The organism is Planosporangium spinosum (assembly GCF_049999945.1).
Classification (GTDB): domain Bacteria; phylum Actinomycetota; class Actinomycetes; order Mycobacteriales; family Micromonosporaceae; genus Planosporangium; species Planosporangium spinosum.
In genome coordinates this window covers 303,113-328,521 of the sequence record NZ_JBLYUB010000004.1, presented here as the reverse complement: position 1 = coordinate 328,521, position 25,409 = coordinate 303,113, and the positions used below count along the sequence as shown (strand labels likewise).

Genomic DNA, 25,409 nt, shown 5'->3' with positions numbered 1-25,409 from the left:
GAGGAAGCGGTCTATCCCCCGGGTACCTGCCAGACCAGTACCGACCCGCCGGTACCGCGGCAGGCGAGGTACCGGGGTTCGGCGACGCAGGAGCCGTACCGGCCCGGTACCGCGCCGACCGTGACGACCCGCAGGCGGGGCACGTCGAGCCGGGCGAACCAGGTACGGTCGCCGGCGGTGACACCGAGCGCCGGGGACACTCCGCGCCGGACGTCCATGGTGACGACCCGCCAGCCGGGGACCGTGCCGTGCAGCCGGCCGGTACGGACGTCCCGTACCGCCAGCGCACCGGGTGGGCTCTGCTCGGTGCCCACCCTCGGGTCGGCCAGCAGCGCCCACCCGCCGGCCGTGGTGAGCAGGGACAGGGAGCTGCGCCAGCGTTCGGCGCCGTCGGCCGGGTCGAGGTAGACCGTCCACTGCCGGCCGCGCAGGCACAGCATCGGTCCGCAGGCGGACAGGTCGTGGTACCCGGAGCCGCCGGACCGGCCCGACAGCCCGAGGTCGACCCGGACGCTCCAGCTGGGCGCGAGCGTGACGAGATCGTAGGCGGAGATGTCCAGCACCGTGGGGTTGACGTCGCGGCCGGTGCGTACCGGTCGGTGGCGGACGACGAGGAGATGGTCGCCGGCGATCGTGACGTCGGGCGGCACGCCCGGACCGGGCTCGTCCGACACACCCGACGGCCCCGGCTCCGTCGGCGGGTCCGGCAGGGTCGGGCGGGGGTTCGGCAGGGTCAGGTCGGGCAGGACGGTCTGACCGGTGACCGCACCGGTGAACAGGTCGCGGGTGGTGACCGTACCGTCGTTCGCGACGAGCGCGGCCCATCGGGTACCGCGGTCCTCCCCGGTCTCGAAGAGTGCCCGGACGTCGGCCGCCAGCTCGGTCGACCACATCACCGCTCCGGTGGCGGCGTCGACGGCCTCCCAGTACCCGCGGCCGGGCCTGGAGCCGGCGCCACAGCCCGACGCCGCCGGCCGGCTCATCAGGACCACCCCGCCACCGCTGACCGGTGGCTGCGGGGTGCCGGGGTGGCGCCACACCTCCCGGCCGGATCCGGTGTCGACCGCGACGGTCGACACCGGATCGTCCGCTCCGCACGAGCCGGATTCGGGTATGAGCAGGGTCCGCGCCCCGACCTGCCGTACCGTCGTGTAGGTGGTGGTCTTCGGCGACCGTGCCCGCCACAGCCGGCGCCCGTCCCACAGCCGGTACGCGGAGACCTCGTTGGGCGCGTACGAGCCGTCGAAGACGTACAGCACATCGCCCCTGAGGTCGAAGTCCGTCGGGGTGAACGGCGTGGTCAGCACGGGGCGCAGCGGCAGCCGGGCGTCGTCGCCGAACAGCCCGGCGACGACGAGAACCGCCACGAGCGCCAACGCCAGCCGGCGCGGTGGCCGGACCGGCCCGTCGGCCGCCTCCGGCGCGCCCTCGCCGGTCAGCTCCCCCAGGTCGATGACCGGCTCGGCGGTCGGTGAACCGGCGGGCTGTCCCATGCCGCCATTGTGCGTGACGGCCGGCGCGCCGGCAGGGGACACGACGCGACCGGCCCGGCGTCAGGGGCCGGGTCCGGTCGGGCGTCAGGGGCCGGGCCGCCGGTCGGGCGTCAGGGGCCGACGGAGCGCCGGCGTCAGCGGCCGACGCGGCCGTTGGAGACCGCGCGGGGACGGGACGCCACCGGGCCCTCCAACCGGCTGACCCACTCGGTCACCTGGCGGGAGATGTCCTGGGCGGTCAGCCCCAGCGCCGCGAGGATCTGCGCGCGGGTGCCGTGCGGGTGCCAGTCCTGCGGCACGCCGAGGTCACGCAGCGGTACCCACACGTCGGCGTCGCGCAGCGCCTTGGCGACCGCGTCGCCCACGCCGCCGGTGCGCACACCGTCCTCCAGCGTCACGACGAGCCGGTGCTCGCGGGCCAGGCCGACCAGTTCGACCGGTACCGGGCGGACCCAGCGCGGGTCGACGACGGTCACCCCGTACCCCTGCTCGGTCAGCCGCGCGGCGACCTCGACACCGAGGTGGGCGAACGAGCCGACCGCGACCAGCAGGACGTCCCGGCGCTCGGCGCGGGCCAGGACGTCCACGCCGCCGATACGGTCGATGGCGGGCAGGTCGGGGGCGACGCTGCCGGTGGGGAACCGCACGATCGTCGGCCCGTCCTCGATCGCGACCGCCTCGCGCAGCTCCTCGCGCAGGGTCGCGGCGTCCCGTGGCGCGGCGATGCGCAGGCCCGGGACCACCCCGAAGACCGACATGTCCCACATGCCGTAGTGGCTGGGCCCGTCGGGGCCGGTGATGCCGGCCCGGTCGAGCACGATGGTGACCGGCAGCTTGTGCATGGCCACGTCGAGCAGGACCTGGTCGAAGGCCCGGTTGAGGAACGTCGCGTACACCGCGACGACCGGGTGCAGGCCGCCGATGGCCAGGCCGGCGGCCGACGTGATGGCGTGCTGTTCGGCGATGCCCACGTCGTAGGCCCGCTCCGGGTACTTGCGCATGAGCTTGGCGATGCCGGTCGGCTCGGCCATGGCGGCGGTGACGCCGACCACGTCGGCCCGCTCGTCGGCGATCGCGACCAGCTCCTCGGCGAAGACGCCGGTCCACTTGACCGAGGCGGGCGCGAGCAGCTTGCCGGTCTCCGGGTCGAAGGCCCCCGGCCCGTGCAGGCAGTCGGCCTCGTCGTTCTCGGCCGGCAGGTAGCCGTACCCCTTCCGGGTCACCGCGTGCACGATCACCGGCTCGCCGAACGCCTTGGCCCGGCGCAGCGCCGACTCCACGGCACCCAGGTCGTGCCCGTCGACCGGGCCGACGTACTTGATGCCGAGGTCCTCGAACATCGCCTGCGGGGCGATGGCGTCCTTCATGCCCTTCTTCAGGCCGTGCAGCAGCTCGTAGAGCGGTCCCCCGACCACGGGGGTGTTCCCGAGCGTCTCCTTGACCAGGTCGAGGATCTTCTCGTAGCCGGGGTTGAGCCGCAGCGTCGCGAGGTGGTCGGCAAGGCCGCCGATCGTCGGCGCGTACGACCGGCCGTTGTCGTTGACGACGATGACCAGTGGGTTCTTCGCCGCGGCAATGTTGTTGAGCGCCTCCCAGCACATGCCCCCGGTCAGCGCGCCGTCCCCGACCACCGCCACGACGTGGCGGTTCTCGCCGCGCAGCGCGTACGCCTTGGCCAGACCGTCGGCGTAGGACAGCGCGGTGGAGGCGTGCGAGTTCTCGATCAGGTCGTGCTCGCTCTCGGCCCGGCTCGGGTAGCCCGACAGGCCGCCGCGCTGGCGGAGCAGGTCGAACCCGTCCTGGCGGCCGGTGAGGATCTTGTGCACGTACGCCTGGTGTCCGGTGTCGAACAGGATCCGGTCCTTGGGCGAGTCGAACACGCGGTGCAGCGCGAGGGTGAGCTCGACGACGCCGAGGTTCGGGCCGAGGTGCCCACCCGTGCGCGAGACCTTGTCGACGAGGAAGTCGCGGATCTCGGCGGCGAGGACGGCCAGTTGCTCCTCGGTCAGTCCCCGCAGATCCCGCGGGTCACGGATGGTGCCGACAAGCCTCGCGGGATCCCCAGAGGAAGCGTTCATGACGGGCCAGTCTAGCGGTGCCCCGCCCGACGTCACCGGGGCCGATCATTCCTACACAGTTCCCTCACAGCCACCGGGTGGATCGGCCCAGGTTCCTCCCAGCCACCGGGGTTTGGCCCCGCTTCCTCGCGGCCGTGCGGGGCCGGCCCGGCGTCCTCATGGCCGCCCGGTCAGCTCAGCGCCAGACCGGTCGCGGGGTCGAAGAAGTACAGCCGGGCCGGGTCGAAGCTCACCGTCACGGGCACGCCGAGCGGCAGCGCCGTACCGGCCGGCAGCTTCGCCGTGAACCGGGCCCGCTCCTCGTCGGCCAGCAGCAGGGCGTCGTCGGCGCTGCGGGCGTCCAGGGCGGCCCGGGTCGCCTCGGTGTCCACCCGGGGCGCGTCCAGCTCGAAGATCACGTTGCGTTCGTCGCCGAGCTCCTCCACCACCGCCGGAGTGATGGTCATCGGCACCCAGCCCGCGCTCTCGCCGGGCGCGAACGCGGTCGGCCGCACCCCGACGATGACCTCCCGCTCCGCACCGGCCAGCGGCGAACCGGCCGGCAGCGGCGCGGTGACCTCACCGAGGCGCACCCGGCCGCCGCCGACGCTGCCGCGCACGAAGTTCATCGACGGCGAGCCGATGAACGCCGCCACGAACAGGTTGACCGGCTTGCGGAACAGGTTCTGCGGGGTGTCGAACTGCTGGAGCACCCCGTCGCGCAGCACGGCCACCCGCTGGCCCAGCGTCATCGCCTCGATCTGGTCGTGGGTGACGTAGACCGTGGTGACGCCGAGCCGCTGGTGCAGCAGGGACAGCTGGGAGCGCATCGTCACGCGCAGCTTGGCGTCGAGGTTGGACAGCGGCTCGTCCATGAGGAAGACCTGCGGCTCCCGGACGATCGCCCGGCCCATCGCCACCCGCTGGCGCTGGCCGCCCGACAGCGCGCCGGGGCGCCGGTCGAGCAGGTGCGCCAGACCGAGGTCCTCGGCCACCCGGTCGACGCGGCGCCGACGCTCGTCGGAGCGGGTGCCGCGCATGCGCAGGCCGAAGCCCATGTTCTTGCGTACGGTCATCCGCGGGTACAGCGCGTAGCTCTGGAACACCATCGCGACGTCGCGCTGCTGGGGCAGTTCGTTGGTGACGTCGGCGTCGCCGATGTGCACGCGGCCGGAGGTGACCTCCTCCAGCCCGGCGATCATCCGCAGCAGGGTCGACTTCCCGCAGCCGGACGGGCCGACGAGGACGACGAACTCGCCCGGCTCGATGGTGAGGTCGACGTCGCGTACCGCCTGCACCCCGCCGCGGTAGCGCTTGCCCACCCGCTCCAGCCGGATACCCGACGCCTTGCGGCGCGTCGGCTCGGCCACGCTGGGGGTCGCGGTCGTCTCGGTCACTGGTGTTCTCCCGAAAAGTGAGTCCGGTCAGCCCTTGAGCGCGCCGGCCATCAGGCCACGCATGAAGAAGCGACCGAGCAGAACGTAGACGAGCAAGGTGGGCAGGCAGGCCAGCAGGGCACTCGCCATCGCCTGGTTGAACGGGACGGCCTGGCCGCCGGCGATGTTGTTGAGCGCCACCGTGATCGGCCAGTAGCTCTTGTTGGTGAGCAGCACCCCGAACAGGAAGTCGTTCCAGGCGGAGGTGAACTGCCAGATGATCGATACGGCGAAGGCCGGCGGCGCGATCGGCAGCGCCACGAAGAAGAAGGTGCGCAGCATGCCCGCACCGTCGACCTTCGCGGCCTCGATCAGCTCGTCGGAGATGCCGGCGAAGTAGCTGCGGAAGATCAGCGTGGTGATCGGCAGGCCGTAGATGACGTGGACCAGGATCAGACCGTCGAGCCCGCCCTGCAGGCCGGCGTTCGACATGGTCTGGAACATCGGGATGATGATCGCCTGGTACGGGATGAACATGCCGAACAGGATCAGCGGGAACACGAAGTCCGCGCCCGGGAAGCGCCACTTGGACAGCACGAAGCCGTTGGCGGCGCCGAGCACCGACGAGATCACGCTCGCCGGGATCGCCAGCATGAGGCTGTTGACGAAGCCGTCGGACAGTTTCGGCCAGACGATCCGGAAGTTCTCCAGCGAGAACGCGCTCGGCCAGTCCCACATCCGCACCACGCTGACTTCGGCCGGGTTCTTCAACGCGGTCACGAGCAGGGCGTACACCGGCAGGAGGAAGAAGCAGGCGAGGAAGAACAGCGCCAGGTACCGGCCGAACGTCACGTACGGCGACCAGCGCGAGCGGATCCGGCCGTGGCCGCGGGCACCGGTGTCGCCGGCGACCGGCGCGGCCGGCGGCGGAGTGGTTTCGATTGTCGTCACTTCTTACGCTCCGACCGCACGGAGTACCAGATGTAGGGAACGATCACCAGGGCCACGCCCAGCAGCAGCAGCGTCGCGATGGCGGCTCCGCGGGCGTAGAAGCCACCGGCGAACGTCGTGTACCACATGTACGTCGCCGGGGTATCGATCTTGATGTTGTTGAGGTCGAGCGCGTAGAAGAGGTCGAACGTCTTCAGCGAGATGTGGGCGAGGATCACGACCGCGCTCATCATCACCGGCAGCAGCATCGGGCGTACCACGTGCCAGAAGACCCGCGGCTCGTTGGCGCCGTCCACCCGGGCCGCCTCGCGCAGCTCCTCGGGCACGCCGCGCATACCGGCGAGGAACAGGCTCATGACGTACCCGCTCAGGGCCCACCCGGCCGGCAGCGCCACCGCGGCGATCGCGAGGGCGGAGTTCGACCGGTACCAGTCGCTGCGCAGGAAGTCCAGGCCGAGGTTGACGAAGAGCCGGTTGAGGCCGGCGGTGGCCCCGCCCTTGCCGTTGTCGAGCAGCCAGCGCCAGATGATCGCGGTGGCGATGAACGAGATCGCCATCGGGAACAGGTAGACGCTGCGGAAGAACGTCTCCCCGCGGACCCCCTTCTCCAGCAGCAGCGCCATGACGAAGCCGAGGAGCAGTGAACCGACGACGAAGACCAGCGTGAAGATCAGGATGTTGCGGACATCCTGCATGAACCGCTGGTCGTCGGCGAGCGCGGTGTAGTTGCGGGTGCCGACGTTGTCGTACTTCGGGGTGAGGCCGCGCCAACTGGTGAGCGACACCCGAATGTTCCAGCCGAGGAAGCCGTACACGAACACGCCGAGCGCGACCAGCGAGGGCGCGACCAGCAACAGTCCTGGTCCCCAGGACCGGATGCGTCGCATCGTTGTCTCCTTGCCGCGGGGTCGGCCGGCCTCGCGGCCGGCCGACCCCCTCGGTCAGGTGCGGTTACTTGTTGTCCTGGATCGCCTTGGCGACCGCGGCGGCGAACTTGCCCGAGTCCTTGTCCTGGATGAACAGGCCGAGGGCGGTGTCGATCTCGGTGCCGACCGCGTTGTTGGCGACCACGCCGTGCGCCAGCGAACCGACGATCCTGGTCTTCGGGTCCTGCCATTCCTTCATGGCGGTGGCCAGGTAGTCCGTGTACTTGGACTTGTCGGCGTCGGTACGCGCCGGCACCGAACCCTTCTGCGGGTTGAACGCGTCCTGACCGGCGGTCGAACCGCACTCGATCAGCCACTTCTCGGCGGCCGCCTTGTTCTTGGCGTTGACCGGGAGGGTGAACGAGTCGGACAGGAAGTCGTAGACGCCCTCCGAACCCGGCGTGGCGACCACGTTGAAGTCGGTGGAGAACGCGAGCTTCTTGGTGTTGGCCAGGTAGCCGGCGGCCCAGTCGCCCATCACGTTGTAGACGGCGCTGCCGTCGAGCACCTTGTCCAGCGCCGGCTGCCAGTCGGCGGCCGCCGAGCCGATGTCGGAGTAGGACAGCACCTTCTTGTAGGTGTCGAGCGCGGCGGTGACCTGCGCCGACTTCCAGTCGGTCTTGCCGTTCCACAGGCCGGTGTAGGCGTCGGGGCCCAGCTCGCCGAGGATGACCGTCTCCAGCAGGTGCTTCTGGGTCCAGCCAGGGCCGATCGACAGTGCGGTCTTGCCCTTGGCCTTGATCTGCTCGGCCTGGGTCAGGAACTCGCTCCACGTCTTCGGCGGCGCCGCGATGCCCACCGCCTGGAGCGTCTTCGGCTGGTACCACAGCAGGTTGGCGCGGTGGATGTTCACCGGCACGGCGTAGATCTTGCCGTCGATGGTGATGGCGTCGAGCAGACCCTTGGGGAGCTTGTCCTTCCAACCCTGCTGGTCGTACAGGTAGGTCAGGTCGCTGACCTTGCCCGCCTTGATGTCGTCGGCCAACTCCAGGCCGGCGTGGCGCTGGTAGGAGTCCGGCGGGTCGTTGGCCTGCAGCCGGTTGGCGAGGATGGCCTTCGCGTTGGTGCCGGCACCACCGGAGACGGCGGCGTTGACGAACTCGATGCCGGAGTTGTTCTTCTTGAAGTCGGCGATCATGGCGTCCAGGCCCTCTTGCTCGCCGGGGCCGGTCCACCAGGAGAAGACCTCGACCTTGTTGCCGCCGGACGTGTTCGAGTCGTTGGCGTCCTTGGAGCACGCCGGAAGCGCACCTAACGCCGCGACCAGGCCCAGCGCGACCAGGCCTCTTCGGCTGAGTCGCATGCCACCCTCCCAGTGAGAAAACGGGCTCAATGTACTGAGCGAACCTTCTCCGGCACGCCTGGTTTTGTCAACGACTGCCAATGTGGTCGTGACCTGGCTGCAACGTAGCCGTGCACTCGCGGTCAATATACCCGCAATAGTGACAAAAGGGTTGCCAGTATTGCAAATACTTGACAGAACTGGCGCAGTCCCTGGACCATTCCGCGATGACCACGGAACACGTCGATGCCCGCACCCTGTGGGGCGGTGCGCCGACGGGTGACCCGCCCGGCGGCGGCACGGCGACCGGTGGTGCGCTGACGGGCAACGCGCGCCGGGTGGCCGAGGTCCTCCGCGCGTACGGGCCGCGCCGGCGCTCCGAACTGGTCACCCTCACCGGGCTGTCCCGCCCGACGGTCACGGCCGGCCTCGCCGGCCTCGCCGGCGCCGGCCTGGTGACCGAGCAGCCCGGGCCGGCCGCCCGGCCGGCCGGCGGGCGGCCCGCCTCCGTCGTCCGACTCACCCGCGCCGCCGGGCTCGCGCTGGGCATCGACGTCGGGCGCCGGCACGTCCGGGTCGCGGTCGCCGACCTGGGCCACGCCGTCCTCACCGAGTGCGACACCCGGTTGACCTGGGACGCCGACGACCACCCGGCCGAGGTGCTGCGCCTGGCCGCCGAGCTGGTCGACCGGTCGCTGGCCGGCATCGGGGCCGGCCGCCGCGACGTCGTCGGGATCGGCGTCGGCATCCCGGCGCCGATGACCCGCGACGGCCGGATCGGCTCGCCCGCCCTGCTGCCGGCGTGGGCCGACCTGGCACCCGCCGAGGAGCTGGCGGCCCGGCTCGACCTGCCGGTACGGGTGGACAACGACGCCAACCTCGGTGCGCTCGCGGAGTACGTGTGGGGCGCCGGGCGCGGCTGCCCCGACCTCGTCTACGTCAAGATCGCCACCGGTATCGGCGCCGGGATCGTGCTCGACGGCCGGCTCTACCGGGGCGCCGACGGTACCGCCGGCGAACTGGGGCACGTCACCCTCGACGCCCGCGGCGCGGTCTGCCGCTGCGGCAACCGCGGCTGCCTGGAGTTGACCGCTGGCGGGCGGGCGCTGCTGGAGGACGCCCGGTCGACCCGGCCCGAACTGGACAACCTCGACTACCTGGTACGGCTGGCCACCGACGGCGACCCCGGCTGCCGGCGGCTGCTCATCGACGCCGGTACCCAGCTCGGGTACGCCCTCGGCGGCCTGGTCAACCTGCTCAATCCGGCCCTCATCGTGCTCGGCGGCGAGCTGGGCCGGGGCGCCGAGCTGCTGCGGGAGCCGCTGCGGCGGGGGCTGGCCGACACCGCCATGGCCGCCCCGGCCGAGGCGGTACGGGTCGTCCCGGCCCAGCTCGAACCGCGTGCGGCGGCGCTGGGCGGGGTCGCGCTGGCCCTCGGCGTCAACGCCGCGCCATGATCGTCACAACTTCCCGGAAGTTGTGGTCTCAGGTGCTCCGGATGACCACAGTTTCCCGGAAGTTGCGACGATCAAGGACCGTCGAGGACCGTCAGGCGGGTACCAGCAGGCCCACGCACTCGACGTGCTGTGTCATCGGGTAGGCGTCGTACCCGCGCAGCGCCGCGAGCCGGTACCCCCGCTCCCGGAACGTCGCCACGTCCCGGGCGAACGCGGCCGGGTCGCAGGAGACGTAGGCCACCGCGCGGGGAGCCCGGGCTGCGATCTGCCCGATCACCTCCCTGCCGGCACCGGCGCGCGGCGGGTCGAGCACCACGATGTCGACCGAACGCCAGCGCGGGTTGGCGAGCACCCCCGCGACGTCGCCGGGCGCGACGTGCACCTGCCGCAGGTCCGCGAGGTTCTTGCGGGCGGCGGTCACCCCGCGCGGGTCGGACTCCACGATCGTCACCCGTCCCTCGGTGCCCAGTGCCGGGGCCAGCGCCGCGGCGAACAGGCCGGCCCCACCGTACAGGTCCCAGGCCCGCTCCCCCGACCGGGGCGCGAGGAACTCCAGGACGGCGTTCGCGAGCGCGTCCGGCGCCGCCGGGTGGACCTGCCAGAAGCCGGCCGCGTCGATCTTCCACTCGCGCCCGACGGCCCGCTCGCGGACCACCCGGGGCCCGGAGACCAGCCGCGGCGAGCGGCCACCGCGCGGCCTGGTGAAAAGGGTGAGATCGCCGCCGGAGGACGCGACCACCTCGACCCCGCCACCGGCCACCGGCCAGGTCCGGTCGGTCACCGGCGCCTCCTGGATCGCCGGGTGCGCGATCAGGCAGCGGTCGATCGGGATGACGTCGTGCGACCGGTGCCGCCGGAACCCCGGCCGCCCTTCGGCGTCCACGGCGTACTGCACCCGGGTGCGCCAGCCCAGCGGGCCGCCGGGCAGCGGCTCGACCCGTACCCGCAACTCGTCGACCTCGCCCGCGGACAGGCCACCGATGCGGGTGAGCAACTCCCGGACCACCGCCGCCTTGAGCTCGTGCTGGTAGGCCGGGGTGGCGTGCTGGAAGTCGCAGCCGCCGCAGCGGCCCGGCCTGGCGTACGTGCACGGCTCCTCGACCCGGTGCGGCGAGGGCTGGAGCACCTCGACCGCGTCGGCGCGCAGGTACCCGCGCCGCCGTTCGGTGACCACCGCGCGGACTCGCTCCCCCGGCAGCGCGTGCCGGACGAACACGACCTGCCCCTCGGGCAGCCGGGCGACGCAGTGCCCGCCGTGCGCGACGGGCCCGACCTCCAGTTCCAGCATGTCCATGACGATCAGCTCAACGGTGCGAGTTCGTCGTCGCCGGCGGGCCGGTTGCCGTCGCCCGGCCGGGCGGCGCCGCCGGCCGGCAGCCCGGCGTCGGCCGGGCCGGGGCGCGGACCCCGGTGCGGGGTCCGCCACTGGCTGCGGACCTGGCGCTCGATGTTCTTGCCCTCGGTCGAGCTGAGCTGCCAGGGCACGCTGGTGACCATCACGCCGGGCATGAACAGCAGCCGGGTCTTGATCCGGAACGCGCTCTGGTTGTGCAGCAGGTGCTCCCACCACCGGCCGACGACGTACTCGGGGATGAAGACGGTGACCACGTCGCGCGGCGACTCGCGCCGCATCGACTTCACGAAGTCGATGATCGGGTTGGTGATCTCCCGGTACGGGGAGTCGACGACCGTCAGCGGGGCGGTCAGCCCGCGCCGCTCCCACTCCGCCTGGATGGCGCGGGTGTCGTTGTCGTCGACGTTCACGGTCACCGCCGTCAACGAGTCCGGCCGGGTCGCCATGGCGTACGCCAGCGCCCGCAGCGTCGGCTGGTGCACCTTGCTGACCAGCACCACCGCGTGGTTGCGCGAGGGCAGGACCGGCTTGTCCTCGGCCGGCTCCAGCTCGCGCGCCACCTGGTCGTAGTGCCGGCGGATGGCCACCATCAGCAGGTACATCAGGCCCATCGCCACGATGGAGATCCAGGCGCCCTTGGTGAACTTGGTGACCAGCACGAGGACGAGCACGAAGCCGGTCATGCACAGGCCGAAGACGTTGATCGCGCGGGAGCGGAGCATCCGCCGGCGTACCGCCGGGTCCCGCTCGACCCGCAGCAGCCGGTTCCAGTGCCGCACCATGCCGGTCTGCGAGAGCGTGAACGACACGAACACGCCGACGATGTAGAGCTGGATCAGGCGGGTCGTCTCGGCCTTGAACGCGACGATCAGCACGATCGCGAACGCGGCGAGGAACATGATGCCGTTGCTGAACGCCAGCCGGTCGCCGCGGGTGTGCAACTGGCGGGGCATGTACCGGTCCTGGGCCAGGATCGAGCCGAGCACCGGGAAGCCGTTGAACGCCGTGTTCGCCGCCAGTACCAGGATCAGCGCCGTGGTGGCGATCACGAACCAGAAGCCCGGCGGGAAGTGGTCGAACACCGCGCCGGCGAGCTGTGCGGTCACCGTGTGCTGGACGTAGTCCGCGGGCGCGGACACGATCTGCAGGTCGGCGGCGGTGCAGCCGGGCTTGAGCTTGTCACACTCGACGAACTGGATGCCGGTGACGCGCGACAGCCAGATGATGCCGACCAGCATGCCGATCGCGACCGTGCCGAGCATCAGCAGGGTCGTGGCGGCGTTGCGGCTCTTGGGCGGCTTGAACGCGGGTACCCCGTTGGAGATCGCCTCCACACCGGTCAGCGCGGCGCAGCCGGACGAGAACGCGCGCACCAGCAGGAAGACCATCGCGAACCCGGCGATCGAGTGCTCGGCCTTCACGGTGATACCGGCGCTCTCCGCCCGTACCGGGTCGCCGAGCACGAAGTAGCGGAACAGCCCCCAGGCGACCATGCCGACGATGGCGATCATGAACGCGTACGTGGGGATCGCGAACGCGGTGCCCGCCTCGCGCACGCCCCGCAGGTTCAACGCGGTCAGCACCAGCACCGTGACCACCGCGACCAGGGGCGCGTGCTGGGCCACCCAGGGCACCGCCGAACCTAAGTTCTGCACCCCGGAGGAGACCGACACGGCCACCGTGAGCACGTAGTCCACCATCAGTGCGCTGGCGACCGCGAGCCCGTACTTCGAGCCCAGGTTGACTCCTGCCACCTCGTAGTCGCCGCCGCCGGACGGGTAGGCGTGCACGTTCTGCCGGTAGCTGGCGACGACCGTGAGCATCACGACGACGACGCCGAGCGCGATCCACGGCGAGAAGACGAAGGCCGAAGCGCCCGCGACGGACAGCGTCAGCAGGATCTCGTCGGGGGCGTACGCCACGGATGACAGCGCGTCGGAGGCGAACACGGGCAGCGCGATCCGCTTGGGCAGCAGGGTGTGCTGCAACCGGTCGGACCGGAACGGCCGGCCGACGAGCAGTCGCTTCAGCAGAGAGGTGGAACTGGCCACGGCAGCAAGAGTAGTGCCGCCACCACATAACAGACCTCGGGTGGGCGATCACCACCCCGTACGGGTACCGGTGTACCTTCCCGCACTGCGGGCGGCCCCGGCATGTCATGCTCTCAGCGGCGCCACCAGCATGTCCACCAGCACACGTCAACCAGCCGCACGTGAAGTCGGCAGGGTCCCGGAGGGTCAGGGTGCACATCGTCATCATGGGCTGCGGCCGCGTCGGATCGACGCTGGCGCTGAGCCTGCAGAGTCGGGGGCACTCGGTCGCGGTCGTCGACCGCAACGGCGAGTCGTTCCGTCGGCTGGGGCCGGAGTTCACCGGCCTGACCGTCACCGGCGAGGGGTTCGACCGCCAGGTCCTGACCGCCGCGGGCATCGAGCGCGCCGACGGCTTCGCCGCGGTCTCCTCCGGCGACAACTCCAACATCATCTCCGCCCGGGTGGCCCGGGAGACGTTCGGCGTGCAGCGCGTCGTCGCGCGCATCTACGACCCGCAGCGCGCCGAGGTGTACGAACGGCTCGGCATCCCCACGGTCGCGACGGTGCGCTGGACCGCCGACCGGATGCTGCGCCAGCTCATCCCGGTCAGCGCGGGCGAGGTGTGGCGCGATCCGACCAGTTCGGTCGCGATCGTGGAGGTCCCGGTGCACACCGGCTGGGTCGGCCGTCCGCTGCGCGCGCTGGAGGAGGCCAGCGGCGCCCGGGTGGCGTACCTGATGCGCTTCGGCATCGGCACCCTGCCGACCGGATCGACCGTGGTGCAGGACGGTGACCAGGTGTTCATGCTGGTCACCGATGACATGGTGGCGCCCGTGACGAAGGTCACCACCGCCGCGCCGGAAGGGACACACTGATGAAGGTCGCGATCGCCGGGGCCGGCAACGTCGGCCGTTCCATCGCCCAGGAACTCGTCGACAACGGCCACCAGGTCATGCTGATCGAACGGGAGCCGGCCCGGCTGCTGCCGTCGCGGGTACCGGCGGCCGAGTGGGTGCTCGCCGACGCCTGCGAGGTCTCCAGCCTCCGGCAGGCCGATCTGGCCAACTGCGACGTCGTGGTCGCCGCCACCGGCGACGACAAGGCGAACCTGGTCGTCTCGCTGCTGGCCAAGACCGAGTTCGCGGTGCCCCGGGTGGTGGCCCGGATCAACCGTGCGGAGAACGAGTGGCTGTTCAACGAGCAGTGGGGCGTGGACGTCTCAGTCAGCAAGCCCCGCCTGATGGCGGCCCTGGTCGAGGAGGCGGTCACGGTCGGCGACCTGGTCCGCATCATGACGTTCCGGCAGGGCGCGGCCAACCTCGTCGAAACCACGCTGCCGGCGTCGGCACCGTACGTCGGCCACCCGGTACGCGAGGTGCCGCTGCCCCACGACTCGGCACTGGTGGCCATCCTGCGCGGCAAGCGGGTCCTGGTGCCCAGCCAGGACGACCCGCTGGAGGCCGGCGACGAGCTGGTGTTCGTGTGTACCAGTGAGGTCGAGGACGAGGTGCGCGCGGTGATCCTCGGTTCGGACAGCGTCGAGCGCACCCGGTCCGGCTCGGCCTGAGCCGCGGTCGGCTGGGCCGGTCAGCGGGGGCTGGCTCAGCCGCCGCTGACCGGCTCCGGCAACGACCGCATCACCCGGCGCACCGAGTACACGGTGGCCGTCAGCAGCAGCGCGTACGGCGGGTAGCCCAGCACCAGCCGGGCGATGCCCAGCGCGTCGTCCCGGTTGGCCAGGTACAGCGCGCCCAGCACCACGACCTTCACCACGTAGACGGCGGCCCACAGGATCGTGAGCCGGCCGAACAGGCGCAGCAGCAGCGGCTCGCTGCGCCACCGCTCGGTACCGCCGGCGAACGTGACCGACCACAGCCAGCCGACCAGGGGCCGGCGGATGACGACCGACCCGACCAGCGCCGCCGCGTAGCCCAGCGTGTACAGGATCGTGGGCAGGTGGAAGTCCTTGGCCTGACCGGTCCAGTTGGCCATCGCCGCGCCCAGCGCGATGCCGAACAGCCCGTTGACGGCGTGCCGGACCGGTTCCCGGCGGGACAGCCGCCAGCCGGCGATTCCCAGCCCGATCAGGACGGACAGGATCAGCGCCGGCCGCAGCGCCCACACGATGTTGACGATCACGAAGACCGCGACCGGGATGCTCGACTCGACCAGTCCACGGACGCCGCCGAGCTGCTCGGCGATCTGTTCCGAGAACGACGGGAGCGGAAGCTCCTCGTCGTGGTCGGTGTCGTCGTGGTCGCCGGTGCCCATCCGGCCCTGGCTGGGTCTGCTCATGGGCGGGGCGCTCCCAGCTCGTAGTACGGGTTGTAAATGACCTTGTGGTGCTCCCGGAACGCGATCCGCCCCCGGGCCGTGAGCGCCCGGCCCGGCTCGATCCCGGCGATGTGCCGGCGACCCAGCCAGACCAGCCGGACCAGGTCGCTGCCGTCGTAGAGGTCCGCCTCCAGCGTCGGCAGGTTGGTGCGCGGCGTGTAGACGACCGTACGCAGCCGGCCGGTGACCGTGACCAGCTGCCCTCGGCGCACGTCACAGGCCGGCGTGCTGCCGCACTCCACCGCGTCCCGCTGCAGCTCTTCGGCGTCGAGCTCCTCGGGCGTGGCGAACAGCCGGTGCATGAACCGCCGTACCGGCGAGGGCCGTTCCGCTGTGGCCATGGCCTTGTCGCCACCCTTCTCGACGGGCGACCCGCCCGCCCCAGTCATCATCGGTGCGGCCGTCAAGCCCGGTGCCGCGGGCCCGAGGACGGCTCCGCGTCGGCCGGCAGCGCCGGGCCGTCGGTCCCCGCCGTGCCCTCGCCCGCCTCACCGCCGGGCTGCGCGGCCTGGCTGGCGACCTCCGGCGGCAGTCGCAGCGGCAGCGCCTCGCGGGCCGGCATCGCCTCCCGGCCGCGGTCCACGACCAGACCCTCCAGGCACTCGGCCAGCGGCCCCGCCTGGGCGGGGTCGGCGGCGGCCGGACCCTGGTAGACGCCGCGCACCATCCAGCGCGGCCCGTCGATGCCGACGAACCGGAGGTCGGTGACGCCGTCCGGGGTGCGGACCCGGGCCCGCAGCTCCACGCCGTAGGCACCGTCGACCTCCTCGGTGGCCATCCCGTCGGCGGACAGCTGCGCGCGGATCTCCTCGCGGACCTCGTCCCAGATGCCCTCGGTACGCGGTGCCGCGAACGCCCCGACCTGCAGCGCGTTCTCGCCGGCTACCAGCACGACCTGCTGGATCTGGCCGTTGGGGTCGGCCTGCAGCCGCACCTCGACGCCGGCGACCGCCGGGATCTGCAGGCTGCCCAGGTCGAGGCGCTCGACGCCGGCCGGGGCGTCGGGCACGTCGTACGGGCCGCGGGTCGGCTGCGGCGCCGACTCGTCGGACCCCACCTCGTCGTGGACGTCACGGTGGTCGGCCTGCCGGCCCCGCCGCGGCGGGTCCACCCGGTGGTGGCGGCCGCCGCTCCCGCGATTGCGCGAGAAGATCACTGAACCTCTCCGTTCACTACCGACCGGTCCGGCGCTGCGCCGGCCAGCCCGCTGTGCCCGCCGGTCGAGCCGTGTCCCTCGACGCCCCGCCGGGATGGCGGTAGCTGGTCGACGACGTGGAAGTGTGCCCGCTCCACGCGCTGGACGACAAGTTGGGCTATGCGGTCACCCCGGCAGACCTTCGCCGAGGTCTGTCGATCGTGGTTCACCAGGTTGACCATGATCTCACCGCGGTACCCGGAGTCCACCGTCCCGGGGGCGTTCAGCACGGTCACGCCCAGCCGGGTGGCCAGGCCGGACCGGGGGTGCACGAGCCCCACATAGCCCGCGGGGAGGGCGACGGCGATCCCGGTGCGCACCAGCGCCCGGCCGCCGGGCGGCAGCTCCACGTCCTCGGCCGCGACCAGGTCGGCCCCGGCGTCACCCGGGTGGGCGTACGCGGGCAGCGGCAGGTCGGGGTCGAGGCGGCGCAGCGCCACCGGTACGGCGCCGGCCGGTGGCGACGGCGTGTTCTGGTCTTCCATGCGCTACATCCTGCCGTGTCGGGGCGGGCGGTGGCGTCGTACTCTCGCACCGTGGCGTCGTACTCTCGCACCGTGGCACAGCGAACGGCTGCGCAAACCGGCGACGGCACGGCTTCGCGGTACGCGGAGCGGCTGCGGGTGCCGTGGTGGCTCTGGCTGCCCGCGCTCGCCGTCGCCGCGGTCCTGGCCGCCGAGGTGTACCTGGGGGCGCCCGGCATCGCCACCTGGGTGCCGTACGCGATCCTCCTGCCCGCCACGGCCGCCGGGCTGTGGGCGCTGGGGCGGCTGCGGGTGGCGGTGGAGGACGGCGAGCTGCGCGTCGACGACGCCCGGCTGCCGCTGGAGTTCGTGGCCGGCGTGACGGTCCTGGGCGTGCCGGAGAAGCGGCTGCTGCTCGGCCCGGCGGCGCACCCGTACGCGTTCGTCGTGCAGCGGCCGTGGGTCAAGGGTGCGGTGCAGGTTCATCTGAACGACCCGGCGGACCCCACCCCGTACTGGGTGGTCAGCTCGCGGCGGCCGACGGCGCTGGCGGCGGCGGTCCTCGCCGGGCGTGATCCCGGGGATCCCGGAACCGACCACCGGGTAGCGGACTCCGGAACCGACCGCGCGACCGGTGGCGGCGTCGCCGGGGACTAGCACGGCCGGCATCGGTGCCGCCGTTACCGGCCCGGCCCGATGGCCGGGCCTCGCTTGCGCAGGTCGGTGCGGATGTCGGCGCCGAGCGAGCGGGTCGCCCGCTGGTTGAGGTAGCCCGCGACCGCGGCGCCGGTCAGCAGCGGACCGAGCGTGGTCAGGTTGCGGCCGAGCCGGCGAACCAGGCGCTCCCGCAGTTCCTTGCGCGCGGCCGTACTCAGGGCGGCCGCCACGCCGCGGCCGGGGGTGAACGGGTTGACCCCGCGGCGGTTGGCCCACGACTGCACCAACGCGACCGCCCGCTGGGTCCCGTTGCCGGGCAGCGGCTGGCGGTACACCTCGTGCAGTTCGGCAATGAGCTTGATCTCGACCGCGACGACCGCGACGGTCTCCGCGGCGAGCAGGACCGGCGCCGACAGCAGGGCCGGCGCGGCCGCCCACTCCACGGCGGCGACCCCGCCGCTCGCCGCACCGATCCCGGCGGTCACCCGGGCGGCGTTGCGGACCAGTCGCTCGACCAGTTCCTCGCCGTCCAGCCCGTCGTGGTGCGCGCGCAGGGTCTCCAGGTCGCGGACCGGGATGTACGGGGTCACGTCGGCGACGGCGTCGGCCACCCAGCGCGCCGCGCTCCTGGGGCGGAACAGGTCCTTCACGCCCCGTTCGCGGATCTCGTGGCGCATCACCCGGCCGAGGAGCTTGGATCGGGTACCGCGGTCGAGGCCTGAGTCGGTGAGCGCCGCGACGGCGCGGGAGAGATCGACCGTGTCTGCCCGGACGGTGTCGTCGACGTCCAGGAGTTCGGCCGATTCCAGGCGGACCGTGTCGACGTCGTTGATCCGGATCGTGTCGGGGTCGTTGATCCGGATCGTGTCGGGGTCGTTGATCCGGATCGTGTCGGGGTCGGCGATCCGGGCCTTGTCGGGGCCGCCGTCGGCGTGGGGTGTCGCCTCGGGGCCGGTCGAGCCGGCCCCGAGTCCGCTCCCGTCGGACAGCTGATCACCTTCTGACATGGTGTCGCCCTCCCTCACACCCGCGACCAGCCTGGCCCTCGCGCGGTACGCGGGGTGTCAGACCGGTCGCCGGATCGGTCGTCGCTCCCGTCACCCGTACCCCGAGCGACGAGAATCTATGCCTGTGCTGTCAGGCGTCCTGTGCCGTCAGGCGCACTCGCGACAGATCAGTTCCCCGTTCCGCTCCGTCGCCAACTGGCTGCGGTGGTGCACGAGGAAACAGCGCGAGCAGCGGAACTCGTCCGACTGCATCGGCAGTACCCTGACGGTGAGCTCCTCGTCGGCGAGGTCGGCTCCGGGCAGCTCGAAGCTCTCCGCGACGTCGGCCTCGTCCACATCGACGATGGCCGACTGCGCGTCGACGCGTCGCGCCTTGAGCTCTTCCAGACTGTCCTCGCCGAGGTCTACCTCGTCGCGACGCGGGGCGTCGTAGTCGGTGGCCATCGGTTAGTCACACTCCCCAATATCGTGTCGCGCCGTGTGTAACGCCAGACGTCGTGGTTTTGGTACCCGCCCTGGAGCACTTTCGCCGCGGCTTCCGCACGGATCCTGCCGACCGTGTCGGAAATGTATCTTGCGAGCGCGGAACCTTACCTCTCTCGCGCGTAGGTTGTACGCCTCCGCGCGGAAACTTGTTCCCATTGTGATTGAGGCGACACCACGGTATGGGCTTGAAGGTTGCGGGGACGTCCGCCGCGCCGGGAGACCGCCGGTCTGGTCGCGCGCCGCGAGCGCGTACACGCTAACCTCGGCGGCGCGACCATCGGCTGCACGGCGCGCCGCGGTACACCACCTCGTCCCACGTCCGGCCGACCGGCCCGGATGCCAGCCTGCTCTACGGGGAGCCGACAGATGACCATCGCGAGAATTCGGGCACTCGTCGTCGTCGGCGTGCTCTTCGTCGCCGCGCTCGTGCTCGTGACGGTCAGCATCGTCAAGGACAAGCAGACCGGCGCGCCCGGCTCGACCTGCGCGAAGGACGCGGTACGGGTCGACACCCACCTGGCCGACGCGGAGAACATCCAGCTCAACGTGTACAACGCGACGGACAAGGTCGGTCTGGCCAGGGAAATCGCGATGGAACTGAAGCAGCGGAAGTTCAAGGTCGACCCGGAGAAGGCCAACAACGACCCGCTGAACAAGCCGGTCGAGGGCGTCGCCGTGCTGCGGTACGGGCCGAAGATGGTCGGCGCCGCGTGGGTGGTGCGCTCCTACTTCCTCAACGAGGCGGTCGGCGAGTTCGACCCCAGCCGCCAGGACGAGACGATCGACGTGGTCCTGGGCCCGTCGTTCAAGAAGCTCGCCACGGAGACCGAGCAGCGGCTGGCCCTGGCCTCCGTCGGCCGCGCCGAACTACCCAAGGGCTCCTGCGACATCCGCGAGCCCTGACCCGACCTCCGTCCGGATCTGACCCGATCTCCGCTGGCCCGGCCGGGTCGCCCGCCGCGTCCACCATCAGGGACCGCCCGCCGCGTCCAGTTCCATCAGTAGCGCGTCCAGCGGCCCGTGCAGCGCGGCGGGCGCGGCCAGCACCATGTCGGAACCGGGCGGGGCGCCGTCGAGACCGGTGACCCGCAGGCCGGCCTCGGCGGCCACCAGCCCGCCCGCCGCGTGGTCCCACAGGTTGAGGCCCTTCTCGTACACCGCGTCGAGGACGCCCTCGGCGGCCAGGCAGAGGTCGATCGAGGCGGCACCCATCCGCCGGATGTCGCGTACGTGCGGGATCAGCCGCGCCAGTACCCGCGCCTGGTGCGCGCGCCGGCCCGCGTCGTACCCGAAGCCGGTGCCGAGCAGTGCCTGTCCCAGATCGGTGACCAGGGAACCGGCCAGCCGGTTCCCTGCCCGGTAGGCACCACCGCCGCGGGTCGCGGTCCACTCGTCGCCGGTGACCGGGTTGCGGACGACCCCGGCGACGACCACCCCGTCGACCTCGGCGGCCAGCGAGACCGCGTAGACCGGGATGCCGTAGAGGTAGTTCACCGTGCCGTCGATGGGGTCGAGGATCCACCGCACCCGGCTGTCAGCTCCGCCCGCGGCCCCGTACTCCTCGCCGACGACGCGGTCGTCCGGACGCAGTTCCCGCAGCGCCCCGGTGACCTGGCGCTCCACGGCCCGGTCGGCGGCGGTCACGATGTCGGTCGCGGTGCTCTTGGTGTCCACGCCCGCCACGCCATCGGTCCGCATGGACCGGGCCAGCTCGGCGGCCGGACGGACCACCGTCACGGCGATGTCGAGCAGTTGCGCCGCCGTCGGGAGCGCCTGCGGCGCCTCGTGCATGGTTGCCACCTCCTGGGTCTCGCTACCATACTTGCAGGCCCGCCGGGCGATGTGATCCATAACAATGGAGCACCCCACTCGGCGCCGGCAGGTCGATCGCTTATATCGGCGTTACAATTCACGCTTGCCCGCTGCGTTACGGATCGCCCCGGCCCGCGGCGTACGGGCCCCAGACATCACAACCGGCCACTCGTCAACGGCTTCGTCGTGCGCGAAGCTGGTTGGGGAGGCCACGCTCGCTCTCCGCCTCGGGAAGGTCGTCCGTGACAGCACCCCGCCAGACCGGCGCCGATGTACGCTCACTCGCCGATACGCTGATCGCGCGTGCGACCACCACTGGTGGTCAGCTGACATCGGCTGATGTAGCCCACGCCGTCGAAGCCGCGGAGGTGACTCCCGCGCAGGCCAAGAAGCTCCTCCGAGCCCTGGCCGAGTCCGGAGTGACCGTGGTGGTCGATGACTCGGGCTCCGGGCGACGTCGAGTCGCCGCCGCCCGTTCCGCCACCCCCGCCTCCAAGGCCACCACCGCCAAGGCACCCGCCCGCCCGGTGACCCGCAAGACCGAGAAGGTGACCAGCGCGTCCACCGAGCCGGCCGTCGAGGCCGCCGACGCCGCACCGGAGGTCGCCAAGACCGCCAAGAAGGCTGCCGACGGCGCCACCAAGACCACCCGCAAGGCCACTGCCGGCCCGGCCGCCGCCACCAAGGCGACGAAGGCGACCAAGGCCAAGAAGGGCGAGCCCGGCGAGGGTCCCGACGACGACGACCTCGAGGCCGAGGTACTGGCCGCCGACATCGAGGACGTCGAGGAGGAGCCGACCCCCGAGCTGGCGCAGGCCGCTGCCGCGGACGCCGCCGACGACTTCGAGTGGGACAACGAGGAGTCGGAGGCGCTCAAGCAGGCGCGCCGCGACGCCGAGCTGACCGCCTCGGCGGACTCGGTCCGGGCGTACCTCAAGCAGATCGGCAAGGTTCCCCTGCTCAACGCGGAGCAGGAGGTCGACCTGGCCAAGCGGATCGAGGCCGGGCTGTACGCCGCCGAGCGGCTGCGGCTGGCCGAGGAGAACGGCGAGAGCCTGGGCACCACGATGACCCGGGACCTGCTGTGGGTCTCCCGGGACGGCGAGCGGGCCAAGAACCACCTGCTGGAGGCGAACCTTCGACTGGTCGTGTCGCTGGCCAAGCGGTACACCGGCCGCGGCATGGCGTTCCTGGACCTGATCCAGGAGGGCAACCTCGGCCTGATCCGCGCGGTCGAGAAGTTCGACTACACCAAGGGCTACAAGTTCTCCACCTACGCCACCTGGTGGATCCGCCAGGCCATCACCCGGGCCATGGCCGACCAGGCCCGCACCATCCGCATCCCGGTACACATGGTCGAGGTGATCAACAAGCTCGGCCGGATTCAGCGGGAGCTGCTGCAGGACCTCGGTCGCGAGCCCACCCCGGAAGAGCTCGCGAAGGAGATGGACATCACGCCGGAGAAGGTGCTGGAGATCCAGCAGTACGCGCGTGAGCCCATCTCGCTCGACCAGACCATCGGCGACGAGGGCGACAGCCAGCTCGGCGACTTCATCGAGGACTCCGAGGCTGTCGTCGCGGTCGACGCGGTGTCGTTCTCGCTGCTGCAGGACCAGCTTCAGCAGGTGCTGCAGACGCTGTCCGAGCGCGAGGCGGGCGTCGTGCGGCTCCGCTTCGGCCTCACCGACGGCCAGCCGCGCACGCTCGACGAGATCGGTCAGGTCTACGGGGTGACCCGGGAGCGGATCCGCCAGATCGAGTCGAAGACCATGTCGAAGTTGCGTCACCCCTCACGTTCCCAGGTTCTGCGCGATTACCTGGACTGAGTGGCGGGTACGAATCATCCGAACGGCCACGGATTGGTGTGTTCGCGGTCACAGTATGCGTGTGTCCGGCTCGACCTGGGCGGGTGTACCGAATTGTGATCGACTCTGTGGCACGTTTCTGTGGCAGGCTAGGGACACATCACGGCGAGCCGCAGCGGTGAGGGAAGGAGAACTGTGACCTTTGTCCCGCTACGGCGTGGAAGGGCCGCAGCCTCGCCACTGTTGAACGATGTGTGAAACGGCAACGTATTGGATGCGTTCGTCGGTGAGGACCAAAGGAGGATGGCGATGACCCCGACCCTCACGCCGCCGCCAGCGATGGTGGCCCCCGCCACCGATGAACGGTGCGACCGCTGCAACGCTGCGGGCAAGCTGCGAATTCGGGTAGCCGAAGGCGGCGAACTCGTGTTCTGCGGACATCACGCGAACAAGTACGCCGAACAGTTGGTGAAGATCGCGGTCGAGGTGGCCGTCGCTCCGGAGTTCTCCTGGCGTGGCACCGACCTGATGACCAGCTGACGGACTGGATAACAGCCGCAGGGCGTCCCTTCCGGGGCGCCCTGCGGCTTTTCCCGGGGCGCCCTGCGGCTTTTTCCGGGCGCCCTGCGGCTTTTCCCGGCCCCGGACGGCCATCCTCCTGGATCTTGGAGAGTTAGGCGCCAATATTGGTGCCCAACTCTCCAAGATCGGAAATGTGGAGCCGCGATCGAACGGTCCTGACCTCATCAGGCACGCCTCGGTTACCGCACCGGCCCCGCGCCCAGCCCCTGCCGCGCCAGCCCGGCGTTCATCATCACCGCCGTACGCCGGCTTCGATGACCGACGGAACAGACCTCGACCGACGGAACAGACCTCGACCGACGGAACAGACCTCAAAGGCTCTGGATCGTTGCGATCCGCTCCTCGAGCTGCTCGATCGTCGCCTGGGCGCTCGGTGGACCACCACAGCGCCGGCGCAGCTCCGCGTGGATCTTCCCGTGCGGCAGTCCGGTGCGGTGGTGGTGCGCCGCGACCAGCGCGTTGAGCTGGCGGCGCAGGACGACCCGGCGCTCCCCCGCGGTCGTCGGCGCGACCTGCTGCCGGGACGCCACCTGCTGCTGTGTCTCGGCCTTTGCCGCCGAGCGTCGGCGCGCCTCCGCGGCGACCTGGTCGGCCTGCCGCTTGGACAGCAGCGTCGCCACCTGGTCCGGTGTGAGCAGGCCGGGCAGGCCCAGGTACTCCTCCTCCTCGGGGGTACCGGCGCCGACCGGCGTTCCGAACGACGCCCCGTCGAAGATCACCTGGTCGAGTTCGGCCGTGGCGCTGAGCGCCTCGAACTGCTTCTCCAGCTCCCCGCTGGCCTGTTCGTTGCGCTGGGCACGCTCCAGCAGCTCGTCGTCGAAGCCCTCGCGGCGCTTCGGCTCGCCGAGCACGTGGTCGCGCTGGACCTCCATCTCGCTGGCCAGCCCGAGCAGGTGCGGCACGCTGGGCAGGAACACCGTCGCGGTCTCGCCGGAGCGGCGGGCCCGCACAAACCGGCCGATGGCCTGGGCGAAGAACAGCGGCGTGGAGGAGCTCGTCGCGTACACCCCGACGGCCAGCCGCGGAATGTCGACGCCCTCGGAGACCATCCGCACCGCGACCAGCCAGCGATCCTGAGAGGCGGAGAACTCGGCGATCTTGCCGGATGCGCCGGCGTCGTCGGAGAGGACCACGGTGGCCGACTCGCCGGTGATCTGGTGCAGCAACTTCGCGTACGCCCGGGCGGACTGCTGATCGGTGGCGATGACCAGGCCGCCGGCGTCGGGCATGCCGCCGGCCCGCTTGACCTTGAGCCGCGCGTCGGCCGCCCGCAGGACCTGCGGCATCCAGTCGCCCCGCGGGTCGAGGGCGGTCCGCCAGGCCTGGGCGATCAGGTCCTGGGTCATCGGCTCGCCCAGGCGCGCCGCCAGTTCGTCACCGGCGGAGGTGCGCCACCGCGTCTCGCCGGAGTACGCGAGGAAGATCACTGGGCGTACGACGCCGTCGGCGAGGGCGTCGGAGTACCCGTACACGCTGTCGGCGCGCGACCGGGGCAGGCCGTCCGACCCACGCTCGTACTCCACGAACGGGATCGGGTTGTCGTCGGACCGGAAGGGCGTACCGGTCAGCATCAACCGCCGTACCGCCGGTTCGAACGCGGCCTTCACGCCGTCGCCCCAGGAGCGCGAGTCACCCGCATGGTGGATCTCGTCGAGGACCACCAACGTCTTACGGGTCATGGTGCGCCGACGGTGCACCTCGGGCGCCATGCCGACCTGGGCGTACGTGAGCACCGCGCCGTGGAAGTCGGCCGACGAGTGCACGTCCGCGTTGCGGAACATCGGGTCGAGCTGGATGCCCACCCGCCCGGCGGCAGCGGCCCACTGGACCTTCAGGTGCTCTGTCGGCGCGACCACCGTCACCGCGTCGACGGTCCCGTCGGCCAGCAGTTCGGCGGCGATGCGCAGCGCGAAGGTGGTCTTACCGGCGCCGGGGGTGGCGACCGCCAGAAAGTCCTCGGTGGGTTTGCGCAGGTACCGCACGAGGGCCTTGCGCTGCCATGCCCGCAGATTGGGGCCTGCCTCCGGTACGGGACGCGGCGGCATGCACTCCCCTCTCTCGTGGCCGGAAAGGCCCCGGTCGCCAAGGCCGAGAGGCCCCGACAACCGAGACCGGAAGGCCCGGTAGCCAACATGAAG

The 25,409-nt window shown here is 71.5% G+C and carries 23 protein-coding genes; 7 read left to right on the top strand and 16 right to left on the bottom strand.

Annotated features, from left to right (window positions below):
- Positions 1-11: 11 nt before the first annotated feature.
- From ACNTMW_RS08255 to ACNTMW_RS08230, 6 genes are all read right to left on the bottom strand, one after another.
- Positions 12-1,493 (bottom strand): outer membrane protein assembly factor BamB family protein, encoded by a 1,482-nt coding sequence (locus ACNTMW_RS08255; RefSeq protein ID WP_426632815.1) that lies wholly within the window; start codon positions 1,491-1,493, stop codon positions 12-14.
- 134 nt (positions 1,494-1,627) lie between these two features.
- Positions 1,628-3,571, bottom strand: a complete 1,944-nt coding sequence (dxs, locus tag ACNTMW_RS08250) for a 1-deoxy-D-xylulose-5-phosphate synthase (RefSeq protein ID WP_426632814.1) — start codon at positions 3,569-3,571, stop codon at positions 1,628-1,630.
- Between the two features lie 170 nt (positions 3,572-3,741).
- A complete protein-coding gene (locus tag ACNTMW_RS08245) occupies positions 3,742-4,947 on the bottom strand; it encodes an ABC transporter ATP-binding protein (protein ID WP_426632813.1) in 1,206 nt (401 codons plus the stop codon).
- A gap of 27 nt (positions 4,948-4,974) precedes the next feature.
- Positions 4,975-5,877 (bottom strand): carbohydrate ABC transporter permease, encoded by a 903-nt coding sequence (locus ACNTMW_RS08240; RefSeq protein WP_426632812.1) that lies wholly within the window; start codon positions 5,875-5,877, stop codon positions 4,975-4,977.
- The gene (locus ACNTMW_RS08235; RefSeq protein ID WP_426632810.1) at positions 5,874-6,764 is read right to left on the bottom strand and encodes a carbohydrate ABC transporter permease; all 891 of its coding nucleotides are present in this window, start codon (positions 6,762-6,764) and stop codon (positions 5,874-5,876) included. The genes ACNTMW_RS08240 and ACNTMW_RS08235 overlap by 4 nt, the downstream gene beginning before the upstream one ends.
- Positions 6,765-6,828: 64 nt before the next feature.
- Positions 6,829-8,106, bottom strand: coding sequence for an ABC transporter substrate-binding protein (locus ACNTMW_RS08230; RefSeq protein WP_426632809.1), 1,278 nt, complete (start codon positions 8,104-8,106; stop codon positions 6,829-6,831).
- A 206-nt stretch (positions 8,107-8,312) separates the two neighbouring features.
- On the opposite strand from ACNTMW_RS08230, the gene ACNTMW_RS08225 reads away from it, so the two are divergent.
- Positions 8,313-9,542, top strand: coding sequence for an ROK family protein (locus ACNTMW_RS08225; protein WP_426632808.1), 1,230 nt, complete (start codon positions 8,313-8,315; stop codon positions 9,540-9,542).
- A 91-nt stretch (positions 9,543-9,633) separates the two neighbouring features.
- Here ACNTMW_RS08225 and ACNTMW_RS08220 read toward each other — a convergent pair whose 3' ends face one another.
- Together ACNTMW_RS08220 and ACNTMW_RS08215 are read right to left on the bottom strand one after the other, a co-directional pair.
- Entirely contained in the window at positions 9,634-10,836 is a 1,203-nt protein-coding gene (locus ACNTMW_RS08220; RefSeq protein ID WP_426632807.1) for a class I SAM-dependent RNA methyltransferase, read from the bottom strand.
- Positions 10,837-10,841: 5 nt separating this feature from the next.
- Complete coding sequence (locus tag ACNTMW_RS08215; protein ID WP_426632806.1) at positions 10,842-12,947, bottom strand: APC family permease; 2,106 nt, start codon at positions 12,945-12,947, stop codon at positions 10,842-10,844.
- 191 nt (positions 12,948-13,138) lie between these two features.
- On the opposite strand from ACNTMW_RS08215, the gene ACNTMW_RS08210 reads away from it, so the two are divergent.
- Positions 13,139-13,804 carry a potassium channel family protein gene (locus ACNTMW_RS08210; RefSeq protein ID WP_426632805.1) on the top strand — a complete coding sequence of 222 codons (666 nt, stop codon included), beginning with the start codon at positions 13,139-13,141 and terminating at the stop codon, positions 13,802-13,804.
- A complete protein-coding gene (locus tag ACNTMW_RS08205) occupies positions 13,804-14,496 on the top strand; it encodes a potassium channel family protein (RefSeq protein WP_426632804.1) in 693 nt (230 codons plus the stop codon). Before ACNTMW_RS08210 ends, ACNTMW_RS08205 begins: the two co-directional genes overlap by 1 nt.
- 35 nt (positions 14,497-14,531) lie before the next feature.
- Here ACNTMW_RS08205 and ACNTMW_RS08200 read toward each other — a convergent pair whose 3' ends face one another.
- The 4 genes from ACNTMW_RS08200 to dut all read right to left on the bottom strand — a co-directional run bounded on the left by ACNTMW_RS08200 (position 14,532) and on the right by dut (position 16,943).
- Complete coding sequence (locus ACNTMW_RS08200; RefSeq protein ID WP_426632865.1) at positions 14,532-15,200, bottom strand: DUF3159 domain-containing protein; 669 nt, start codon at positions 15,198-15,200, stop codon at positions 14,532-14,534.
- A gap of 20 nt (positions 15,201-15,220) precedes the next feature.
- Positions 15,221-15,604, bottom strand: coding sequence for an OB-fold nucleic acid binding domain-containing protein (locus tag ACNTMW_RS08195; RefSeq protein ID WP_426632803.1), 384 nt, complete (start codon positions 15,602-15,604; stop codon positions 15,221-15,223).
- A gap of 62 nt (positions 15,605-15,666) precedes the next feature.
- On the bottom strand, positions 15,667-16,419 hold the full coding sequence (locus ACNTMW_RS08190) for a DUF3710 domain-containing protein (RefSeq protein WP_426632802.1): 753 nt from the start codon (positions 16,417-16,419) through the stop codon (positions 15,667-15,669).
- Positions 16,416-16,943, bottom strand: coding sequence for a dUTP diphosphatase (gene dut / locus ACNTMW_RS08185; protein WP_426632801.1), 528 nt, complete (start codon positions 16,941-16,943; stop codon positions 16,416-16,418). The genes ACNTMW_RS08190 and dut overlap by 4 nt, the downstream gene beginning before the upstream one ends.
- A gap of 72 nt (positions 16,944-17,015) precedes the next feature.
- Here dut and ACNTMW_RS08180 point away from each other — a divergent pair, with 72 nt between their 5' ends.
- On the top strand, positions 17,016-17,579 hold the full coding sequence (locus ACNTMW_RS08180) for a DUF3093 domain-containing protein (RefSeq protein WP_426632800.1): 564 nt from the start codon (positions 17,016-17,018) through the stop codon (positions 17,577-17,579).
- 23 nt (positions 17,580-17,602) lie between these two features.
- Here the strand turns inward: ACNTMW_RS08180 and ACNTMW_RS08175 are convergent, their stop codons facing one another.
- Entirely contained in the window at positions 17,603-18,586 is a 984-nt protein-coding gene (locus ACNTMW_RS08175) for a hypothetical protein (protein ID WP_426632799.1), read from the bottom strand.
- A gap of 147 nt (positions 18,587-18,733) precedes the next feature.
- Entirely contained in the window at positions 18,734-19,030 is a 297-nt protein-coding gene (locus ACNTMW_RS08170) for a DUF4193 domain-containing protein (RefSeq protein ID WP_426632798.1), read from the bottom strand.
- A 408-nt stretch (positions 19,031-19,438) separates the two neighbouring features.
- Here ACNTMW_RS08170 and ACNTMW_RS08165 point away from each other — a divergent pair, with 408 nt between their 5' ends.
- Positions 19,439-19,975: a LytR C-terminal domain-containing protein gene (locus ACNTMW_RS08165; protein WP_426632797.1), complete on the top strand. Its 537-nt coding sequence runs from the start codon at positions 19,439-19,441 to the stop codon at positions 19,973-19,975.
- A 66-nt stretch (positions 19,976-20,041) separates the two neighbouring features.
- Here the strand turns inward: ACNTMW_RS08165 and ACNTMW_RS08160 are convergent, their stop codons facing one another.
- Positions 20,042-20,863: an inositol monophosphatase family protein gene (locus ACNTMW_RS08160; RefSeq protein ID WP_426632796.1), complete on the bottom strand. Its 822-nt coding sequence runs from the start codon at positions 20,861-20,863 to the stop codon at positions 20,042-20,044.
- 263 nt (positions 20,864-21,126) lie between these two features.
- Here ACNTMW_RS08160 and ACNTMW_RS08155 point away from each other — a divergent pair, with 263 nt between their 5' ends.
- Both ACNTMW_RS08155 and ACNTMW_RS08150 read left to right on the top strand, forming a co-directional pair.
- Positions 21,127-22,710: an RNA polymerase sigma factor gene (locus tag ACNTMW_RS08155; protein WP_426632795.1), complete on the top strand. Its 1,584-nt coding sequence runs from the start codon at positions 21,127-21,129 to the stop codon at positions 22,708-22,710.
- 288 nt (positions 22,711-22,998) lie between these two features.
- Positions 22,999-23,229 carry a DUF7455 domain-containing protein gene (locus ACNTMW_RS08150; protein WP_426632794.1) on the top strand — a complete coding sequence of 77 codons (231 nt, stop codon included), beginning with the start codon at positions 22,999-23,001 and terminating at the stop codon, positions 23,227-23,229.
- 353 nt (positions 23,230-23,582) lie between these two features.
- On the opposite strand, the gene ACNTMW_RS08145 is transcribed toward ACNTMW_RS08150, so the two are convergent.
- A complete protein-coding gene (locus tag ACNTMW_RS08145) occupies positions 23,583-25,316 on the bottom strand; it encodes a DEAD/DEAH box helicase (protein WP_426632793.1) in 1,734 nt (577 codons plus the stop codon).
- Between the last annotated feature and the right edge of the window lie 93 nt (positions 25,317-25,409).

Bases quoted from the DNA above. Each gene is read 5' to 3' on its own strand.
- ACNTMW_RS08255 (WP_426632815.1), bottom strand. From the start codon at position 1,493: ATGGGACAGCCCGCCGGTTCACCGACCGCCGAGCCGGTCATCGACCTG.
- dxs (WP_426632814.1), bottom strand. From the start codon at position 3,571: ATGAACGCTTCCTCTGGGGATCCCGCGAGGCTTGTCGGCACCATCCGT.
- ACNTMW_RS08235 (WP_426632810.1), bottom strand. From the start codon at position 6,764: ATGCGACGCATCCGGTCCTGGGGACCAGGACTGTTGCTGGTCGCGCCC.
- ACNTMW_RS08230 (WP_426632809.1), bottom strand. From the start codon at position 8,106: ATGCGACTCAGCCGAAGAGGCCTGGTCGCGCTGGGCCTGGTCGCGGCG.
- ACNTMW_RS08225 (WP_426632808.1), top strand. From the start codon at position 8,313: ATGACCACGGAACACGTCGATGCCCGCACCCTGTGGGGCGGTGCGCCG.
- ACNTMW_RS08220 (WP_426632807.1), bottom strand. From the start codon at position 10,836: ATGGACATGCTGGAACTGGAGGTCGGGCCCGTCGCGCACGGCGGGCAC.
- ACNTMW_RS08205 (WP_426632804.1), top strand. From the start codon at position 13,804: ATGAAGGTCGCGATCGCCGGGGCCGGCAACGTCGGCCGTTCCATCGCC.
- ACNTMW_RS08200 (WP_426632865.1), bottom strand. From the start codon at position 15,200: ATGGGCACCGGCGACCACGACGACACCGACCACGACGAGGAGCTTCCG.
- ACNTMW_RS08195 (WP_426632803.1), bottom strand. From the start codon at position 15,604: ATGGCCACAGCGGAACGGCCCTCGCCGGTACGGCGGTTCATGCACCGG.
- dut (WP_426632801.1), bottom strand. From the start codon at position 16,943: ATGGAAGACCAGAACACGCCGTCGCCACCGGCCGGCGCCGTACCGGTG.
- ACNTMW_RS08175 (WP_426632799.1), bottom strand. From the start codon at position 18,586: ATGTCAGAAGGTGATCAGCTGTCCGACGGGAGCGGACTCGGGGCCGGC.
- ACNTMW_RS08170 (WP_426632798.1), bottom strand. From the start codon at position 19,030: ATGGCCACCGACTACGACGCCCCGCGTCGCGACGAGGTAGACCTCGGC.
- ACNTMW_RS08165 (WP_426632797.1), top strand. From the start codon at position 19,439: ATGACCATCGCGAGAATTCGGGCACTCGTCGTCGTCGGCGTGCTCTTC.
- ACNTMW_RS08160 (WP_426632796.1), bottom strand. From the start codon at position 20,863: ATGCACGAGGCGCCGCAGGCGCTCCCGACGGCGGCGCAACTGCTCGAC.
- ACNTMW_RS08150 (WP_426632794.1), top strand. From the start codon at position 22,999: ATGACCCCGACCCTCACGCCGCCGCCAGCGATGGTGGCCCCCGCCACC.
- ACNTMW_RS08145 (WP_426632793.1), bottom strand. From the start codon at position 25,316: ATGCCGCCGCGTCCCGTACCGGAGGCAGGCCCCAATCTGCGGGCATGG.